17 protein-coding genes, 1 tRNA gene and 7 pseudogenes are annotated in these 19219 nt (G+C 33.9%); 9 read left to right on the top strand and 16 right to left on the bottom strand.

What is annotated here, in order from left to right:
* Positions 1–32: 32 nt before the first annotated feature.
* The 12 genes and pseudogenes from ABWU62_RS00535 to ABWU62_RS00480 all read right to left on the bottom strand — a co-directional run.
* A pseudogene (locus tag ABWU62_RS00535) lies at positions 33–428 on the bottom strand (IS4 family transposase); the annotation flags it as partial.
* Between the two features lie 104 nt (positions 429–532).
* Positions 533–1084, bottom strand: coding sequence for a 5-formyltetrahydrofolate cyclo-ligase (locus ABWU62_RS00530; protein ID WP_353287147.1), 552 nt, complete (start codon positions 1082–1084; stop codon positions 533–535).
* Positions 1068–1688: an oxidoreductase gene (locus tag ABWU62_RS00525; RefSeq protein ID WP_353288124.1), complete on the bottom strand. Its 621-nt coding sequence runs from the start codon at positions 1686–1688 to the stop codon at positions 1068–1070. The genes ABWU62_RS00530 and ABWU62_RS00525 overlap by 17 nt, the downstream gene beginning before the upstream one ends.
* 41 nt (positions 1689–1729) lie before the next feature.
* On the bottom strand, positions 1730–2857 hold the full coding sequence (locus ABWU62_RS00520; RefSeq protein ID WP_353287146.1) for a SurA N-terminal domain-containing protein: 1128 nt from the start codon (positions 2855–2857) through the stop codon (positions 1730–1732).
* Positions 2858–2975: 118 nt separating this feature from the next.
* Positions 2976–3066: transfer RNA gene (locus tag ABWU62_RS00515), tRNA-Ser, on the bottom strand.
* Positions 3067–3172: 106 nt separating this feature from the next.
* Positions 3173–3679 (bottom strand): inorganic diphosphatase, encoded by a 507-nt coding sequence (ppa, locus tag ABWU62_RS00510; RefSeq protein ID WP_353287145.1) that lies wholly within the window; start codon positions 3677–3679, stop codon positions 3173–3175.
* Between the two features lie 73 nt (positions 3680–3752).
* Positions 3753–4043 carry a hypothetical protein gene (locus tag ABWU62_RS00505; RefSeq protein ID WP_353287144.1) on the bottom strand — a complete coding sequence of 97 codons (291 nt, stop codon included), beginning with the start codon at positions 4041–4043 and terminating at the stop codon, positions 3753–3755.
* Positions 4044–4061: 18 nt separating this feature from the next.
* Positions 4062–4280 carry a hypothetical protein gene (locus tag ABWU62_RS00500; protein ID WP_353287143.1) on the bottom strand — a complete coding sequence of 73 codons (219 nt, stop codon included), beginning with the start codon at positions 4278–4280 and terminating at the stop codon, positions 4062–4064.
* Between the two features lie 75 nt (positions 4281–4355).
* Entirely contained in the window at positions 4356–4874 is a 519-nt protein-coding gene (locus ABWU62_RS00495) for a hypothetical protein (RefSeq protein WP_353287142.1), read from the bottom strand.
* Positions 4875–4973: 99 nt separating this feature from the next.
* The gene (mnmA, locus tag ABWU62_RS00490; protein ID WP_353287141.1) at positions 4974–6086 is read right to left on the bottom strand and encodes a tRNA 2-thiouridine(34) synthase MnmA; all 1113 of its coding nucleotides are present in this window, start codon (positions 6084–6086) and stop codon (positions 4974–4976) included.
* A gap of 219 nt (positions 6087–6305) precedes the next feature.
* Positions 6306–7373 carry a rod shape-determining protein gene (locus ABWU62_RS00485; RefSeq protein WP_353287140.1) on the bottom strand — a complete coding sequence of 356 codons (1068 nt, stop codon included), beginning with the start codon at positions 7371–7373 and terminating at the stop codon, positions 6306–6308.
* A gap of 20 nt (positions 7374–7393) precedes the next feature.
* The gene (locus ABWU62_RS00480) at positions 7394–8812 is read right to left on the bottom strand and encodes a carboxypeptidase (RefSeq protein WP_353287139.1); all 1419 of its coding nucleotides are present in this window, start codon (positions 8810–8812) and stop codon (positions 7394–7396) included.
* Between the two features lie 279 nt (positions 8813–9091).
* Here ABWU62_RS00480 and ABWU62_RS00475 point away from each other — a divergent pair, with 279 nt between their 5' ends.
* From ABWU62_RS00475 to ABWU62_RS00460, 4 genes and pseudogenes are all read left to right on the top strand, one after another.
* A complete protein-coding gene (locus ABWU62_RS00475; protein WP_353287138.1) occupies positions 9092–9571 on the top strand; it encodes an OmpA family protein in 480 nt (159 codons plus the stop codon).
* 149 nt (positions 9572–9720) lie between these two features.
* Positions 9721–11016: a tRNA lysidine(34) synthetase TilS gene (gene tilS / locus ABWU62_RS00470; protein WP_353287137.1), complete on the top strand. Its 1296-nt coding sequence runs from the start codon at positions 9721–9723 to the stop codon at positions 11014–11016.
* 12 nt (positions 11017–11028) lie between these two features.
* Positions 11029–12858: an ATP-dependent zinc metalloprotease FtsH gene (ftsH, locus tag ABWU62_RS00465; protein WP_353287136.1), complete on the top strand. Its 1830-nt coding sequence runs from the start codon at positions 11029–11031 to the stop codon at positions 12856–12858.
* Positions 12859–12926: 68 nt separating this feature from the next.
* Positions 12927–13485 (top strand): annotated as a pseudogene (locus tag ABWU62_RS00460) (transposase); the annotation flags it as partial.
* A 17-nt stretch (positions 13486–13502) separates the two neighbouring features.
* Here ABWU62_RS00460 and ABWU62_RS00455 read toward each other — a convergent pair.
* Positions 13503–14184 (bottom strand): annotated as a pseudogene (locus ABWU62_RS00455) (IS630 family transposase); the annotation flags it as partial.
* A 73-nt stretch (positions 14185–14257) separates the two neighbouring features.
* Here ABWU62_RS00455 and ABWU62_RS00450 point away from each other — a divergent pair.
* Positions 14258–15050, top strand: a protein-coding gene (locus tag ABWU62_RS00450; RefSeq protein WP_353287093.1) for an IS5 family transposase whose coding sequence is annotated in 2 segments (ribosomal slippage) — positions 14258–14521 and positions 14523–15050 — 792 coding nt in all. Because the reading frame shifts where the segments join, the coding sequence is not laid out codon by codon here.
* Between the two features lie 6 nt (positions 15051–15056).
* Here ABWU62_RS00450 and ABWU62_RS00445 read toward each other — a convergent pair.
* A pseudogene (locus ABWU62_RS00445) lies at positions 15057–15374 on the bottom strand (IS630 family transposase); the annotation flags it as partial.
* Positions 15375–15457: 83 nt separating this feature from the next.
* Here ABWU62_RS00445 and ABWU62_RS00440 point away from each other — a divergent pair.
* Positions 15458–16121: pseudogene (locus tag ABWU62_RS00440) on the top strand (IS256 family transposase); the annotation flags it as partial.
* Between the two features lie 195 nt (positions 16122–16316).
* Here the strand turns inward: ABWU62_RS00440 and ABWU62_RS00435 are convergent.
* Positions 16317–16733, bottom strand: coding sequence for a transposase (locus ABWU62_RS00435; RefSeq protein WP_353287135.1), 417 nt, complete (start codon positions 16731–16733; stop codon positions 16317–16319).
* Positions 16734–17013: 280 nt separating this feature from the next.
* A complete protein-coding gene (locus ABWU62_RS00430; protein ID WP_353287134.1) occupies positions 17014–17343 on the bottom strand; it encodes an IS630 transposase-related protein in 330 nt (109 codons plus the stop codon).
* Here ABWU62_RS00430 and ABWU62_RS00425 point away from each other — a divergent pair.
* The 3 genes and pseudogenes from ABWU62_RS00425 to ABWU62_RS00415 all read left to right on the top strand — a co-directional run.
* A pseudogene (locus ABWU62_RS00425) lies at positions 17337–17654 on the top strand (IS630 family transposase); the annotation flags it as partial. The gene ABWU62_RS00430 and the pseudogene ABWU62_RS00425 overlap by 7 nt on opposite strands.
* A gap of 60 nt (positions 17655–17714) precedes the next feature.
* Positions 17715–18507 (top strand): IS5 family transposase gene (locus ABWU62_RS00420; protein WP_353287093.1). Its coding sequence is split into 2 segments (ribosomal slippage): positions 17715–17978 and positions 17980–18507, totalling 792 coding nucleotides; the frame shifts between segments, so codons are not numbered across the junction.
* A gap of 19 nt (positions 18508–18526) precedes the next feature.
* Positions 18527–19208 (top strand): annotated as a pseudogene (locus tag ABWU62_RS00415) (IS630 family transposase); the annotation flags it as partial.
* Positions 19209–19219 lie beyond the last annotated feature (11 nt).

Genomic DNA, 19219 nt, shown 5'->3' with positions numbered 1-19219 from the left:
ATTGTCTATTCGTTGCTTGTATAGCGGGAATTGGTATTAGGTAGAGTAATATAGCTACTGTCCAATAATTTAACACTATTAAATAGCTGTAAGATTTTGCAATCAACTTGCAAGATATTTTTAAAAAGAACCACAGATTCATTATACATCCTTTTCATAAATTCCACTGCTTCTTCAGTAAATCTAAAATCCAAACCTTGTTTTGTTATATCTATCGAGTCCTCGTTTAGTAATTGACACATTGTTTCTACGCTACAATTATCAACCCCTATATTACCCAAGACCATGGCTTTTACGAACGATGAACCTTTTAGCTTTCTCTTTCTTTTTATAAACCTTGTTGTAATTGAGATTTTGTCTACTTTTTCATTAAAAAATTCTTTGAGCTTTTTTGATAAGCTAGTTATTTTATTCATTCGTTCTCTCACTAAAAGTATTTCTGGGAGAACTTATACCTTATTATTCTATCTCTTTCATACCTTTTTTTCCTTAACTTGACGCGTATGGTTTATTTAACACTCTCGGGGTTACGCTACTCCTTTCTATCCACCTTCTTGAGCAATTCACTTTCAAATCTAACACATATCTCAGTAATTATAATATCTAATTTTTGATCGTGTTTTTCTACAGGTAAATTTTTACAATATTGCCTCTCATAGGCTACGCCTATAAATATTTTTCCAAGTGGCCGCAGTTTTTCTATCATTGTATCATACCAACCACCGCCAAAACCTAATCTATTAAAATGATCATCAAAAGCAATAACAGGAGTAATGATTGTATCGGGGATTATATCTTCATCTGCTTTATTCCATTCTTCGAATTTTAATAACTTGTTTTTATTAGGGACTGCTACTTTATAATCTAAATCGAGTAAATGATGCATCAAAGGCACAACATTAATTTCTCCGTCTGTTGGAATGTAAGTTGCTATTGTTTTACCTTTAACGCAACTGAAGTTTTTGTTAAAGAGATTAATAAGAGAATTTGCCGCATAACTGGAGTAACTTTCATCAATATCTTTTCTTATGGTTCTATATTGCTTCCTTAGTTCCTCTTTGTGCTGTTTAGTGTCTTTGAACATGTTCTATCCATTTTGCAGTGAGCTTTTCTTGTAAACTATTTTGCTTCAAGCGCTCACTTAAAAAATCAAAGTCAACAAGTTCCATATCTTGGTCTTGATTACTGCAACTATAAACAAAACTTATTTCTCCCGTTTCCTTATTTATGTGTTGCTGAATACATTGAGCGCAGATTTCTTTCATCATACACTGCATAGGAGAATTAACAGATGCTATTGCTATGTGATTTGGTTTCAGATATGGTTTTAAAATTGTTTTTCTAGCTTCATTTACAGCCTTCATCATTTTATCAGAACCAATAGTGATGATTTTATCTATAGTGTTCAAATTAATATCGACCTTTTCTTGTTGATAAGAAACGATTGCATCGACTATATTACCATGAAAGAATTTATCCTGTTCTCTGCTTGTTTCTATTAATCCTTCTTCACATGCCCAAACTACTGCATTTGATGCACGCTCTATCAGCGCTCGTTTAAATACATCACTTAATTTCTTATAGCCAGCGAAATATAAAACCTTATGATTGTTTTCAAGACAAGCTTTTCCTATTGAAAATAATACTGCATTTCCAACTCCGCCACCAATCAGCATTATATTCTTCATAAACTTTTTATAGAGTAAAAAACGAAAAATATTCTCTAGCTTCAATTAAATCGATAACTAACAGCTGCATTTTTACGCATATTATCTAATAACAGGTTGCTTTGTATCATAATCTTTTGTTGATACATTTCCTGTTTGATTGCTTCTATGTCTACTGCATTACTCTTGATATCACATAACATCATCAATTTTGCAGTGCTATTTTCTCTGAATTCTACTATTTCATTCACACTTGTTTTACTAAATAAAATCTGTAAATCAGGATTTAAATCTCGCATCTTTACTTTGAATTCTTTTGCGCTTGGCAATTTGAAATCATCTGCTAATTTGTCAAAATTTAAACAACTGACCTTTTGCTCCTTAAAATTAGAGAGTAAACTTTCTGAATCTTTAACTACAACTTGTTTTACTTTTAAAGTACTTTCCAGCAGTGTATGATCGAGCTGTACCTTATCTATGACTTTTATAACAGAGTAACCTTCACTTAAACTAATCGGATCTGCTACATCACTGATTTTTAATCCTTCCAAAACGTCCTTGAGATTACCTTTTAGCTGACTTAAATTAACGGTTGCTTTGCGCATCTTTATTGAAGATTCTGGATTACTACTGCTACGTAATTTTTTTACTAAATCTTCAGCCATCTTCTGATCAGGAATTACAAACTCCTGAAATATAATAAGGTAGTCAGGCTTCTCTTTTTGCTTTCTTATGTCATCCACTTCTTTATCACTTACATTGATAAGCGGTACAACTCCTACTTCAATAATCTTGTTCCACAGTAGCTGACACTTTATTTGTTTTTTTAGGGTATTGAGATCTATATTATGCTTTTTTACGTATTGATCAACTTCATCAGCCTCAAGTTTTAAACTTTGAGTTAAGAATAATGTGACAGCATTATTTAACTCCTCGTTACTCAATTCTATATTCATCTTCTGCGCTTCGCTGACAATGATAATTTCGTCTATTAACTGTCTTAGAATTTGAGATTTTACCTCTTTTTGATTAATCTTCTGAATGCCAAGCAATGAATTTATGAAGTTGATACGTCTTTCGATATCTAAATTTGAAATTGGCTCACCATTTACATCTGCAACAATTTCAATCTCAGTTGCAAGTAACCTAAGCGGCAGCATTATTAATATCAAAATTAGTATTTTATGCATATAAAATTATTTAGCTAATAACTAATTCTATAATACATACTGAATAAACGCCAGCTAACTTTTTAATAATTAAAAAAGAGGGTGAAATTACTGTAATGAATACCTAAACAATAATATACGGAAGGAGAGGGATTCGAACCCTCGATACGACTTTTGGGTCGTATAACGGTTTAGCAAACCGCCGCCTTCAGCCGCTCGGCCACCCTTCCAAATTATTACTATAATATCAAGACCTTTACTGCCTGTCTAATGCTTTTAACTGCGATATTCACCCGTTAAAGACAACAATATTTTTCTGAATAGTTCTAATGCAAACTAATTTCTACTTTTTTCAATGATTTTTTTTGCTTTTTCTACATTAGCCCATTCTCCAACTGTTACCGTTTTTCCCTTTTCTAAATCTTTATAATGAGAAAAGAAATGAGAAATTTTATCTAATAAGTTTTTAGGTAAGTCAGAATAGTTCTTTATATTGTCATAATAGCTATCAACACTGGAGATAGGCACAGCTAATATTTTTTCATCCTCTCCTTTCTCGTCTTTGGTAAGTAATGCACCTACTGGACGCACCGATATCAAAACTCCAGGCGCTAAAGGAAATTGAGTTAGCACCAAAACATCCGCAGGGTCACCATCACCTGCGCAGGTATTTGGTATAAACCCATAATTGCAAGGATAAGTCATTGAGGTAGACAAAAATCTGTCAACTTGTAATAATCCGAGCTCTTTATTAAATTCATACTTTACAGGTTCAGCATTTGCACTTATTTCAATTACTACACTTATTGCATCTGGTTTTGTTGTTATTTTACTTAAATCCATGGATTACCTCGTTATTCAAGAGAAGGTATTATATAGCATGCACTTTAAGAGTGCTACATTTATCAGTAGAGATTCATGATTGCATAGGACCATTTGCAAAATCCTTAATAGCTATATCGTTGAACGGTGAATGTGGAGGATCTTGCGGTGATTTTGATAATTGAAATAAAGCATATACTATTACAATAGTAAGTACTGCAGCAACTATTAAATTGATGAGATTATTTTGTGGCAAAATATTTGTTATTGAGTTGAATAACTTTTGTTCCATAAAGAAATAATCGGCAGTATATAATCCAACAGACAATACAAACATACCTAAAGCTAATTTATAGGACGTGTTTTTATGGTCTTTTTGTGACACTGATACCAACTCTCATTATTAATGAGAGTTGGTATTAGGATATATTAATCCATCCATTTGTGATATTCTCTCTTGTCGATCCACACCCTCATGATCGATTGTATATTCGATGGTTCCATCTCTACTTGATAATTCGATCTTGTGTAGTGAGCTAGCTAAGAATATTATATAACCCGCTATTAACTGATTCTTACCTATCTCTAGTACTTCTCTTTTTACTATTTTGTCAGATGACAAAGGTTCTTTATAACTACCGCTCAAGGAATATAATAGAGAAAACAATAAAGCCACATCTTTATCTACCTTTATCTCTTAATGAATACAATAGTAACAGTCGATAACAAATTTATTAAAAAAAATTTTTTTATCAGATTTTTCATTTAATAATTTTTTAACGTCAGTAAGCACTTTATTTTTAAAATCTTCTTCTGTTTTAAATATTGGTTCTCTCTTTGGATTTGCTAAGATGTTAAGTAAATCTAATTTTCTTCCATCTACTACTTCATTTATATCTCTATTTAACTCAGACTCTTTAATAATGTCATATATCTTATCTATGACATCTTTAGTATTCAGGTTGTTGTTTTTACTTAGAATGTTATAAGCTTGAGCATAAATTAAAAACAGCCCTTGTAGACTAAATTTTAAGTTAAAATAGTAATCTAATTGTTCATCTTGCTTCTGTATGAATGCAGAAAGACCTGTGTGATTTCTGCAGTCCATACTACAACCTAAATCGACATGTTGAGCGCTACCTAAAAAAATAAACAAAGTTTCTAATAAATTGCCCTTACCAACAATTTTTATTAATTCTTCAACTTCCTTAACCATTGCTAAAACCTATAATGTTCTACTTTATAGTAGAAGCGATATAGGGTAAAATAGCAATAAATATTATTGTACGTTTACATTCTGCATTAAAGCTTTTAGTTAAGAACATATCCACCCTCCACCGATAACTTGTTCACCTTTATATGCCACACAAGCTTGACCTGGACTGATGCCAAAGTAATCGTCGTTTAAAATGACACAGGCTTTATTTTTTTCGTCAGTTGAATATATTGTCGCTAAGCTTCCTGCATGTGATGACCTGAGCTTTACAGTTACTTCCATACCTTCTTTTGGTCGTTCTAACCAATTTAACTCTTTGACCAATATCTTTTTTTTCATTAATACATTGATTGGACCTACTACAACCTCATTATTTTCTGTATTGATTCTTACTACATAAAGAGGCTCACTGTGTGCGATGCATAGGCCTCTTCTTTGTCCTACTGTAAAATTTACTATGCCGCTGTGTTCACCTAACACTTTTCCATGAGTATCCACTATTTTACCTTTTCGTATAGACTGTGGAGCTAATTTAGCTATTGTCTTACTATAGCTTTTGGAAACAAAGCATATATCTTGGCTGTCTGGCTTTTCAGAAATTTGTAAGCCAAAATACTTTGCTAATTTTCTTATATCATTTTTATAGAACCCACCTAGTGGAAATCGCAAAAGCTTTAATTGCTCCTCAGTAGTTGCAAACAAAAAATAACTTTGATCTTTACTGTTATCAATGCTTCTATATAGCTTTGCCTCACCATTTTTTTCTAACCTTCTTACGTAATGTCCTGTCACGAGTACATCAGCACCGAGATTTTTTGTAACTTGTAATAGATCGCGGAATTTTACTGTTTGATTACATCTTATACATGGTATGGGGGTTTCCCCACGCATGTAAGTATTCGCAAAATCTTCTATTACTTCCTTTTTAAATGTTTCTTCGTAATTTAAAATATAATGAGGAAAGCCAACACTTTCAGCCACGTTTTTAGCATCATAGATATCCTGTCCAGCGCAACATGCACCTTTTTTTGCATTAGCATTGCCATCAGTGCCATATAGCTGAAGAGTCACACCTATCACTTCGTACCCAAGGTTATACAGCAGTGCTGCAGCAACGGAGCTATCAACTCCCCCGGACATTGCAACAATAGCCTTAGTTTGATGCGGAGCTTTATCTTTTAATAAAGGTTCAATTTCAAATTCTTTTAGCATATAATTCATAAACACAAACCTGGTATCAAGCACTGGAATCCAGTTTCTATTACACAATTTCATCGAAACAGCATACTTATTTGTAATCAAGTTCCAGTGTCAAGCGCTGGGATAACACCCCTTCCTGCTGGAAATTGCCTTAAATTACTTGGTGCGTGACACTGGGATCTCATTTATATTACATAATTCCATCAAAACAATTCGATCTTCAAAAACAACTTAATCTTGCTTGAATAAAACATGGCCAAAATAGTCCATGTTTTCAAGTACTTTTCCGCTACCCAGGGCAACACAACAAAGTGGATCATCTGCAACACGAACTGGTAATTTTGTTGTTTCACTAATAACTTTACTCAAGTTGCGCAATAATCCACCACCACCGGATAAAATTATTCCTCTATCGACTATATCAGAAGAAAGTTCAGGTGGAGTGCTCTCCAGTGCAGTCCTAATAGCAGAAATTATCTGATGTACAGGCTCTATTAGACTTTCTGCAACTTGGTGTTCTGATAAAAGCATTTCCTTTGGCATACCACTCACTAAATCCCTGCCTTTAATTATCATTCCCTCTTTGTTATCTTCACCTGGCAGACTGGCTGAACCTACGTTTTTCTTAATTTTTTCAGCAGTTGTTTCACCGATTAATAACTTATGATTTTCACGAATGTATGACTTTATTGCCTCATCCATAATATCACCACCTACTCTGGCAGAACGTGAATAAACAATTCCACCTAAAGAAATAATTGCAACTTCAGTTGTACCACCTCCTATGTCAACAATCATAGAACCTTCAGGTTCGGTAACTGGAAGTCCAGCTCCAATTGCTGCAGCCATTGGTTCTTCAATTAAGAATACTTCATTTGCACCAGCACTTTCTGCTGCATCTTGTATAGCACGCCTTTCAACTGGGGTAGATCCAGATGGAACACATATGATAATACTAGGCTTATTAACAGTGAATCTTGTGTTTGCGCTGCGTATGAAATATTTTAACATTTCTTCCGCGCTTTTAAAATCAGCAATAACTCCGTCTTTCAAGGGCCTTATCGCTTCTATTTCTCCAGGTGTTTTTCCGAGCATCATCTTAGCTTTTTTACCAAAAGCATAAGGAACGTAACTTCCTTTTTCTTTTACTCTTGCTACAACTGAGGGTTCATCAAGCACTATCCCCTGACTTTTCTGATAAACTAAAGTATTTGCAGTACCAAGATCTATAGCAATATCGCTAGCAAATAAACCTTTGAAAGTAAAAAAATTTCTGATTAAATTCTGAACAAAACTCATACACAACTCAAAAAAACCATTTATTGAGACAAATTATACTTTTCAGATAAGTAACTAGTGTAGCACTCAATATCTAAATCCCTACCTGTTACCTTTTTTAGCTGTTCCAAAAAGCCATACTTTGCACTATATACATTTTTAGAGAACCAATCGATAAGTAAACTGAAATCTCCTTTTACTATAGCATCTAAAAATTCGTAATGATTTTTCTTAATGAAAGAAAAAAACTGCACAGCAGCAATTAACGCTATGACTTTAATAGGAAAGTAGCCTATAACACCACTTATCCAATACTCATCTTGAAAATAAGTGTCTAGCTCATTTTTAGCTTTTACTGGAATTTTATAGTGCTTCATACCTTTCAGCCACTCATCATGCAGATCTTTGACTTCCAGCGTACCATTTATTATATTCTGTTCTAACCTAGTTCTCAGCATGATATGTCCTAATAAAGTGAACTCATCTGCATTCTTCAAAAAAGATGAAAGATTTACTTTATTGAAAATCAAATACAAATTTTCAACACTGCTATTAATTTTGCCTTTTGTAGAAAGTTTCTCTTTTATGTGTGGTTGAATGAATTCAATAAATTCTCTGGATGTTCCAATTATCCTTTCCATGAATAACCCTTGAGTTTCATACATAACATGTTTCGTAATCGAGCTCTTTATAGAATTTTGCGCTAAACATTTTTGATGAATTGCATAACCAGTATGCCGTAAAAGTAAAAATAAACCATAACAAAGGTCAGATTCATCATAATTGATAGGATCGTAATAAGAAATGGAAATCTCATGTGGTGTAACATTCATTTGCTGTAAGAACAAGGAACCAAGTTCAATCTGTCTCTGAACCGTAACTTTTTGTATATTAGTAACCTTATCCTTCTTCTGCTTTTGAGTTACTTTCTCTACATTTTCACTAAAAAATTTACCTAACTTAGGAAATATTTCCTTTATGTTCTTTTCTGTGATATTAGAGTCATAGTCAGCAAGCAATGACTCATATTTTGAGCACTTTAATTGCTGCGATTTTATAGAAGCTACTTCACGAACAAGTTTGATCAGATCAGCAAAGCGTTCTTTCAGCTTTTCTAAATTACTGACTTCAGAGTTAGATAGCTTCCATAAATTTTGGCATTCAATCTTAGCTTTGGACAAAGATTTTATTAAATCAACAGGAATAGCACTATTGCTTTTATGTATTCCTTCTATTAACTTTAGCTGCAGGGTATCCGCATTCTTGTTGTTGCCAAGAGCGTTCGCTAATGATTCCTTTATTGCATCATGAGAGAGAATTTCATGTCTGATTCCCTCTAGAAGACACATTTGCTCGATCTTATCCTCTACATCCAGTTGGCTTTTGCTTAGTAGGTTTAGTGTGTTTTCAATATTCCTTACCTTATGTAATACTTCCTCTAAAAACTTATAAGATCTCATTTTTATTCATTGCTTTGAAACATCTGCTTAATATCGTAATAGATTAATAATAAAGTTAAAAGTATATTTGCTTAAAGTACAATAAAAAATTGTATTTTTATTCTTCTATTGTACTTCATTGCTAAGAATTGAGCATCTTATCAGAAAATTAATTATCAAATTGTATTGTAAGTGAAATATTTAGTATTTTATTTTCCTTGACTACATTATAATATAGGGAGATTATTAATACTAAAGTTAAAATTACGCACTATACTTAAAATTTATGGAGGTTTAGTAATGTGGAGTAGGCTGGTTATGATGTGTTGTTTTTGTTTGCTGCTTACCGGTGTAAGTTCTTGCCCTAAAAAAGAAGTAAACACAAAAAATAAAATGAATCCCATTGTTAAGCAAATGATTGATAAAAGAGTTTTCTTTGATTATGATGAATCTAGTATCGGTGAAGTGAGTGCAGATGCATTACTTGACGTGATGGAAGTGTTACAAAATAATCCTGACGCAAAGGTCACTTTAACTGGTCATACTGACAATCGTGGTTCTCACGAGTATAATCTTGCACTAGGTGCTAGAAGAGCAGATGCAGCTAAAAAATTTATGGTCAGCTGTACACCTTATCTAGAAAACAGAATAAAAACTGCTTCTAAAGGTGAAACTGAGCCTTTGGTTAATGTAAAAGATGATTCTAGAAATTCCAAGTATGAGAGAGATCATGCTAAAAATCGTAGAGTAGAGTTTTCATTCTCTGGAATAAAAAATTAGTTTCCTTTCAATCCCAGTGTTCAGCGCTAGCACTGGGATGATACAATTGCTAAACTTGTTGCTTCTAAGATTGTTAGCTTAGTTTCTATTGAGGTGTTATGGTAGTATAATTTAGATAGTTCTGGTTTACCTAAATATCAAGGAACATAATGCAATTAGAGTTGTTATTTCAAGATATAATTAATAACTTTGCCTTTCATAATAATCAAATTGTGGTTGCAGTATCAGGCGGTATAGACAGTGTAGTTTTATTGCACTTGATGATTAACTGGGCAAAAAAAAACAAGCTTTTAGCCCCTATAGCATTAACAGTAAATCATGGATTACGTTTAGAATCTCAAAGAGAGGCTAGTTTTGCTATGAGTTATGCAAAAGAACTTGGAGCAAAGGAATCGTTCTTATTAAATTGGGAAAAGAAAAATATTAAAGGCAATATTCAGTTGCAGGCACGAAAAGCACGGTATAACTTATTAACAAAATGGTGTAAAAATAATAATGTTAAATATTTATTTGTTGCTCACCACAAAAATGATCAAGCAGAAACGTTCTTGTTGAGATTAGAGCGAGGTAGTGGCGTAGATGGATTATCATCAATGGATTACAAATCTTTCTTAAATGGTGTTTATATATTTAGGCCGTTGTTAAATTTTAGTCGTAGTGAAATAGAAAGGTATGCTAAGCTTCATCAGTTAAGATGGGTCGAAGATAGAAGCAACTATGACTTAAAATACAGGCGAACTCTATACCGTAACTTGCTTAAAGCAAGTGATAATCAAGATGTTCTAACAGAGCGAATATGCCTTACAGCACTTCATATGAAAAGAGCTGCAAAAGCGTTTATGCACTACACACGCCTTGCATTTAATGACTGCATTAATATTCATGATCTTGGTTATATTGAAATTAAACTAGATGAACTTTATAAACTGCCAGAGGAAATAGCTTTAAGGCTTCTTCTTTATTCTATAATGGCAATTGTCAACAAGCACTATAAACCAAGGTACGGTAGCCTTATCGCAATATTTAACAAAATATTGCAAAAAGATAGTGATATTAACAGTACACTCTCTGGATGTAAAATAAGAAAATATGGAGAAAGCATCTTGATAATTAGAGAATCGTCAAAGATACAAGAAGTTACTGTAAATTTGCCTATGTATGAACCTATTACATGGGACAATAGATTTAGCTGCACAATACTTGGAGATCAAGAATGTTCAGTAACTATTGCTCCGCTGAAGAAAACACAAAAAATCCCTGAGTTTTTAAAAAATTATGGTTATTGCTCTGAAGTTTACTACTCTTTACCTACAGTGCAAAAAGATGGAAAAGTGATTGCTTATCTAGATGTAAATTATAATGGGAAAAATACTGATGATGATAGGGTGCTATGCATTATTAATAGCACCATAAAACAAAATTTGGTAAGCTTGATTAGTGTTTAGTTAGAAGTAGAAATGAAAAAATTTTTAGAAGGCTTATTGATCTGGTTAGTAATTATTGTTCTTATTTCAGTTGCTTATATTCAGTTCAGCGGAAGTATAGTTAAGAGTAAAACAACCATACCTTTTTCAGAATTTTTAACTAGACTAGAAGATAATGATATAGAAAATGTTACAATAAGAAACCAAAGCATCGAAGGAAAGTTTAGGGATGGGTCAGCCTTTAACTCAAGTGGTGTTATATATAGTGACTTAATAAAAAGTTTGCATGATAGGAAAGTGAAGTTCTCCTTTTCAATTGGAGATTCTGCAATAGGTATAATTGGTGGACTACTTATTCAATGGGTTCCGACGCTTATCTTTATCGGTTTATTACTTTTCCTTTTTAAACAAACGCAAGCAGGAGGTAATAGAACTATAAGCTTTGGCAAATCAAAAGCTAGGCTTATGACTACTGGAAAAAAAGTGACATTTGATGATGTTGCTGGGATTGATGAAGCAAAAGAAGAGTTGGTTGAAATTGTTGATTTTCTTAAACAAAGGCAAAAATTTCAAGTGTTAGGTGGGAAGATACCAAAAGGATGTCTTTTAATTGGTTCCCCTGGAACTGGTAAAACTCTACTTGCTCGTGCAATTGCAGGTGAAGCTAATGTACCGTTTTTTAGTATTTCTGGATCTGATTTCGTTGAAATGTTTGTCGGTGTTGGTGCAAGCCGTGTTCGGGATATGTTTGATCAAGGCAAGAAAAATGCTCCTTGTATAATTTTCATAGACGAAATAGATGCAGTAGGTAGGCATCGCGGCATTGGTCTTGGTGGCGGTAACGACGAAAGGGAACAAACATTAAACCAGTTACTGGTTGAGATGGATGGTTTCGAGTCTAATGAAGGTGTGATAATAGTTGCTGCAACTAACCGTCCAGACGTGCTAGATCCAGCGCTACTTAGACCTGGTCGTTTCGATCGACAGATTACTATTTCTTTACCTGATATAAATGGGCGTGAAAGAATATTAAATACGCATATAAAGAAAATATCAATAGCGCCAGATGTAAACGTAAAAACAGTTGCAAGGGGAACACCAGGTTTCTCAGGGGCTGATCTAGCAAATTTAGTGAATGAATCCGCGCTTATTGCTGCAAGAAGAAATAAGAAAATTGTTACTATGGATGATTTTGAGTATGCACGTGATAAAGTGATGATGGGTATGGAAAGAAGGTCCTTAGTTATAACGGAGGAAGAAAAAAAACTTACTGCTTACCATGAAGCGGGTCATGCAGTAGTTGCAGTTAATATGCCTGCCTCTGATCCAATACACAAAGCAACTATTATTCCACGTGGTAGAGCACTCGGTTTAGTTATGAGACTACCGGAAACAGATAGGGTGTCTCACACAAGAGAAAAGATGATAGCAGATATAACTGTTGCTATGGGTGGAAGAGTGGCAGAAGAACTAATTTTTGGTTATGATAAAATTACAAGTGGTGCATCTTCAGATATAAAGCAAGCATCTGATTTATCACGTGCTATGGTAACGAAATGGGGAATGAGTGACAAAATAGGGCCGATATATCACAATCGTGAACAAATCACACATGATTCTGAGACAATTTCTGAAGATACGTTAAGACTTATAGATGAGGAAGTAAAGAAAGTTATATTTTCTTGCTATGAAAAAGCAAAAGACATTTTGACCAAGCGTAAGAAAGACTTGGAGCTCATTGCTGAGAATTTACTAGAGTTTGAAACTTTAACAGGAGATGAAATCAGTGACATATTAAGTGGGAAAAAAATTGTCAGAAATGGAAACGAAGGCAAGGAAGAGATAAGAAAATCCTCTCTCTAAGGGGATGTTCAAAAAAGTGTGTCAAACCGAGAAGTACAATATAATTGAGGTAAAAATGGAGGTTTGACATGAGTCAAGTAAATAGAACTACTGGTTTGGTAGATTATAAAGAATTAGAAACAAATATCTTGTCGTCTATACGAGAAGGTAGACCATTAATGGGAAAAGATGGTGCACTAACGCCATTTGTAAAAAGGCTACTTGAAGCAAGCTTGGAGGGTGAAATAGAATCATTTATCTACTGAAAGCAAAGAAAACAATCGTAGAAACGGAAGAAATGGAAAAACTTTGAAGACAAGTGCAGGTTCATTTGAACTATTGACACCAAGAGACAGAGAGGGAAGTTTTGAACCACAGATAGTGAAAAAAAGGCAAACAAGCCTACATCCAGAACTTGAAACAAAGGTCTTGAACATGTTTGCAAGTGGTATGGGATACAGAGATATAGCATCATATGTGGAAGAAATTTATGACCATAAAATATCTGCAGCAGAGATATCTGGAATTACAGATAAATTACTACCTATAATCAATGAATGGCGTAGTCGTCCACTGCAATCAGTGTATCCAATAGTATTTATGGATGGGATGTTTTTTAAGGTAAAAGAAGACGGTCGCTGTGTAAGTAATACCAACTCTCATTATTAATGAACCAAATAAGAAGCATTGCAGAGTTGTTTAACCGTGGAAGGGGAAAGAGAGGTAATAAATTTACACAAAGCGCTCTCAAGCAGAACAATTGTATCGTAGATTTTATTGCGCAAAATGTTCTGTTTTATATATAACCAAAACCTCTCAACAGGATTGAGGTCAGGTGAGTATGGTGGTAGGTATATAATTTCGATATTTTTAGGTATCTTTAAACTTTTTGACTTATGCCAACTAGCGCAATCCATCACGAGAAAAGCCTTTCGTATTCCTAAATATTGCGACATCTGTTCAAGGAATATATTTATACAAGCAGTGTTGACGTTTGGTGCAAATAAGCTAAAATTCTCTCCATTTCTGGGATTAACTGCACTATAGAGATAAAAATTTTCCCTACCTAATTTTACCTTAACCTGTGTCCTACTGCCTTTTTTAAACCACCCATGTCCAACTTTTGAATGTGTACCAAACCGTGATTCATCGAAGAAAAATAGCTCTTTTTCAGAATGCATGACAATAGTTTCATTGAGGTTTTTTTTTAAACTCCTCTTGCTTATTTTTATCCTGTCCACTATGAACTGGTCTTGGTGTGATATATGAGAATTTCATTCTTTGCATATTACGATGTATTGTGGATTTGCTGATATTCAAACCAAATCTTTCTTGGATTCTTATTCTCATTTCTCTAAGAACCTGTACATGATCTCAAGAAAGGAATAAACTAAGAGATAATGTATATAAGTTAGGATATATGAGGAGTGTATACCCAAGTGATATAAGTCGGGAAAGATTTGAGATTATATTACCAGATCTAGAATCCTGTAGAAAAAAAACAAAACCAAGAAAACTGGATTTATATGAGTTATTTTGCGGTGTACTTTATGTGCTAAAAAGTGGCTGTCAGTGGCGAATGCTACCAAAAGAGTTTCCAAAATGGCGCAATTGTTACGATTACTTCAAGAGATGGAGTAAAAAACCGAATGAAGATAGAGAAAGTGTTCTAGAAATTGTCTTAAAAAAAATTAGTTGGAGAGGTTCGTTTCAACAGTGGTCGGAATACAAAAACAAGCTTCTGCATCATTGATGCTCAAAGTGTAAAAAACACCGATATTGCTGAAGAAAAAGGTTATGATGCCGGCAAGAAAATTTCAGGAATAAAGCGTCATATTGCAGTAGATACGCAAGGTTTGCCACATGCAATTTATATTACTACAGCTAATATCGGAGATCGTACTGCTGCTGTAGAGATGATTTGTAACGCAAGAAAAAATCTTTCCGAAGTTCAAAATATACTAGTTGATGCAGGTTATACAGGAGAAAATTTTGCAACTCAAATAAAAACGACTATTGGTGCAACCGTTGAAGTAATAAAACGAAGTGAATTACATACCTTTGTTGTATTGCCAAAAAGGTGGGTTGTAGAGCGTTCTTTTGCTTGGCTGGAAAAGTGTAGACGGTTATGGAAAAATTGCGAGCGTAAACTCAATACTAGACTACAAATGGTCGTTCTAGCTTTTACTGCCTTGCTCCTCAAAAGATTATGAACAGGCTCTAATAGTAATATTGGGGTTTTCCTCTATCCACACCTCAATTTGTTCAAGTTGACTTTGGTTCAATATAGTTTTTCTACGGCGTTGAGGTGGAGAAAATAATTTTTCTTCTCTTCCAAATTTTATGTGCTTTATCCATGTAGTAATTGCCTTTCTCGAAATGCAACATATTTTTGCTACAGCTGTTATACTGTGCTTTTTTGCTGCAATTACAGCATTTAGTTTTTTTGCAACATACGCATTATTTCTTACTTTCTTCAGCATCTCTTTTGCTGATTCCACCACTTTTTCATCCAATAATTTTGATCTTAATGCCATCTAAACCTCGCTATTTTACTTACTCCAGTATGGCTTTTTTTCCATTATTGTCTATTCGTTGCTTGTATAGCGGGAATTGGTATAAGTGCATGTATAACATATTAGGAATAGACCAAAATGGCAGAAAAGAAGTACTGGGTTTTTACTTAGCAGAAAGTGAGGGAGCTAACTTCTGGTTGGGTGTATTAAATGACCTAAAAGAGCGAGGAGTAGAGGATATTCTGATTGCTTGTGTGGATGGTCTAAAAAGTTTTCCTACAGCTATAAATAGCGTATTTCCTAAAGCAGAAATGTATTGTGCATCAAATGCGGAACTCTCTGGAATACGTATCGAGCAAAGATATAAAAGTTTTCATGAATGATTTGAAAAAAATATACCGTGCTACAAGTAAAGAAATTGCAGAAAATTATTTGCTTGAGCTGGAGGAAAAATGGGGCGAAAAGTATCCATTAGTTGTGAAATCTTGGCAGAACAATTGGGAAAGTTTATCTGGTTACTTCAAGTATTCAGGTCCTGTTAGAAGGCTAATTTATACCACTAATCCCATCGAGGGGCTACACAGGCAAATTAGGAAATTTACCAAGACCAAAGGCGCATTCACCAGCATAAATGCCTTGTACAAGCTGGTATATTGTGCTATAAGAAAGGTGGAGGAAAAGTGGACGATGCCTGTACATGATTGGGCATTATCTATATCTCAACTCGATATTTTTTTCCCTAGTAGATTAAAAATTGAGTTGAACTAAAAATTCGGTTTGACACACTTTTTTGAACATCCCCCTCTCTAATCAGATCTGATAAAATAAAAATTTTTAACCAAGAACCTAAATTACAAGACTATAATTAAATCTCTGTATTTTATCGATGGACTTTTTTTGAATGTTCCCAATTTTTTTTAAATAACTCTTGATCTGTTCAGAAATACATGCTCAGTACTATAGCTAACCAAAGTAAGATTTCCCCGAGCACTGAAAGACAAAATCAATAGCCGAATTAATATTGGGCCAAAAGCTTGGCAGCACTTTTCTTATGATATGCTTAATAGCAAACCAGAACTTCTCAATCGAATTTAAATCTGGCGAGTATGGAGGCAAGAACAAAATTTTACACCCAATATTTTCTATCAAATTTTTCGTCCTTGCAGATTTATGAAAGCTTGCATTATCGAGAACAATAGTCTGTCTAGGTTTTAATACAGGAACAAGTATATTTTCTACATAAGCATCAAAAATCTCGCTGTTGCAGTAGCCTTCAATTACCCAGGAAGCTTTAATTTTTCCTTCATTTAGTGCTCCAATTATGCTTACCCTCTTTCTTTTAAACCCTGGGCAAATAACCTCTTGCCTTTTTGAGACCACCCATATTCATAAAATCTGTTGTCTTCTACTCCAGACTCATCTATGAATATCAAGTTTTCTTTTTCTATTCCTTCTATTTTTTTTATGAACTCCTTGCGTTTCTCTTCATTCCTTTCCTGATAAAGAAAAGTTTTTTTTATATGTATAGTTTACTTTTTTAAGATAATTGTAGACTGTATCTTTGCACATGTTGCCAAATTTTTCAATTATTTTTTCAATCGTAATATCTCGGTTTTCATCCAGAAATTTGACAAAGCTATCTAAATCTTTAATTTTATGACTATGTCCCTTTTGATAGCCTGAAGACGGTTTCTCTTTCTTCTCTTCTTTTCCTCCACCAGTATATAGTTTTTCTATCAATTTTGAACATCTTCCTTACTTCTTCCATAGTCATTTTTTTCTCATCTACCACTTTTAAAACTCGTTCCCTCAGGTCCTCATACCAATTCCCGCTATACAAGCAACGAATAGACAATAATGGAAAAAAAGCCATACTGGAGTAAGTAAAATAGCGAGGTTTATACCAATTCCCGCTATACAAGCAACGAATAGACAATAATGGAAAAAAAGCCATACTGGAGTAAGTAAAATAGCGAGGTTTAGATGGCATTAAGATCAAAATTATTGGATGAAAAAGTGGTGGAATCAGCAAAAGAGATGCTGAAGAAAGTAAGAAATAATGCGTATGTTGCAAAAAAACTAAATGCTGTAATTGCAGCAAAAAAGCACAGTATAACAGCTGTAGCAAAAATATGTTGCATTTCGAGAAAGGCAATTACTACATGGATAAAGCACATAAAATTTGGAAGAGAAGAAAAATTATTTTCTCCACCTCAACGCCGTAGAAAAACTATATTGAACCAAAGTCAACTTGAACAAATTGAGGTGTGGATAGAGGAAAACCCCAATATTACTATTAGAACCTGTACATGATCTCAAGAAAGGAATAAACTAAGAGATAATGTATATAAGTTAGGATATATGAGGAGTGTATACCCAAGTGATATAAGTCGGGAAAGATTTGAGATTATATTACCAGATCTAGAATCCTGTAGAAAAAAAACAAAACCAAGAAAACTGGATTTATATGAGTTATTTTGCGGTGTACTTTATGTGCTAAAAAGTGGCTGTCAGTGGCGAATGCTACCAAAAGAGTTTCCAAAATGGCGCAATTGTTACGATTACTTCAAGAGATGGAGTAAAAAACCGAATGAAGATAGAGAAAGTGTTCTAGAAATTGTCTTAAAAAAAATTAGTTGGAGAGGTTCGTTTCAACAGTGGTCGGAATACAAAAACAAGCTTCTGCATCATTGATGCTCAAAGTGTAAAAAACACCGATATTGCTGAAGAAAAAGGTTATGATGCCGGCAAGAAAATTTCAGGAATAAAGCGTCATATTGCAGTAGATACGCAAGGTTTGCCACATGCAATTTATATTACTACAGCTAATATCGGAGATCGTACTGCTGCTGTAGAGATGATTTGTAACGCAAGAAAAAATCTTTCCGAAGTTCAAAATATACTAGTTGATGCAGGTTATACAGGAGAAAATTTTGCAACTCAAATAAAAACGACTATTGGTGCAACCGTTGAAGTAATAAAACGAAGTGAATTACATACCTTTGTTGTATTGCCAAAAAGGTGGGTTGTAGAGCGTTCTTTTGCTTGGCTGGAAAAGTGTAGACGGTTATGGAAAAATTGCGAGCGTAAACTCAATACTAGACTACAAATGGTCGTTCTAGCTTTTACTGCCTTGCTCCTCAAAAGATTATGAACAGGCTCTTAGAGAAATGAGAATAAGAATCCAAGAAAGATTTGGTTTGAATATCAGCAAATCCACAATACATCGTAATATGCAAAGAATGAAATTCTCATATATCACACCAAGACCAGTTCATAGTGGACAGGATAAAAATAAGCAAGAGGAGTTTAAAAAAAAACCTCAATGAAACTATTGTCATGCATTCTGAAAAAGAGCTATTTTTCTTCGATGAATCACGGTTTGGTACACATTCAAAAGTTGGACATGGGTGGTTTAAAAAAGGCAGTAGGACACAGGTTAAGGTAAAATTAGGTAGGGAAAATTTTTATCTCTATAGTGCAGTTAATCCCAGAAATGGAGAGAATTTTAGCTTATTTGCACCAAACGTCAACACTGCTTGTATAAATATATTCCTTGAACAGATGTCGCAATATTTAGGAATACGAAAGGCTTTTCTCGTGATGGATTGCGCTAGTTGGCATAAGTCAAAAAGTTTAAAGATACCTAAAAATATCGAAATTATATACCTACCACCATACTCACCTGACCTCAATCCTGTTGAGAGGTTTTGGTTATATATAAAACAGAACATTTTGCGCAATAAAATCTACGATACAATTGTTCTGCTTGAGAGCGCTTTGTGTAAATTTATTACCTCTCTTTCCCCTTCCACGGTTAAACAACTCTGCAATGCTTCTTATTTGGTTCATTAATAATGAGAGTT

Origin of the sequence: Wolbachia endosymbiont (group B) of Gerris lacustris (genome assembly GCF_964028355.1) — a bacterium.
Classification (GTDB): Bacteria; Pseudomonadota; Alphaproteobacteria; order Rickettsiales; family Anaplasmataceae; genus Wolbachia.
This window is presented reverse-complemented; position numbering and strand designations above follow the sequence as displayed.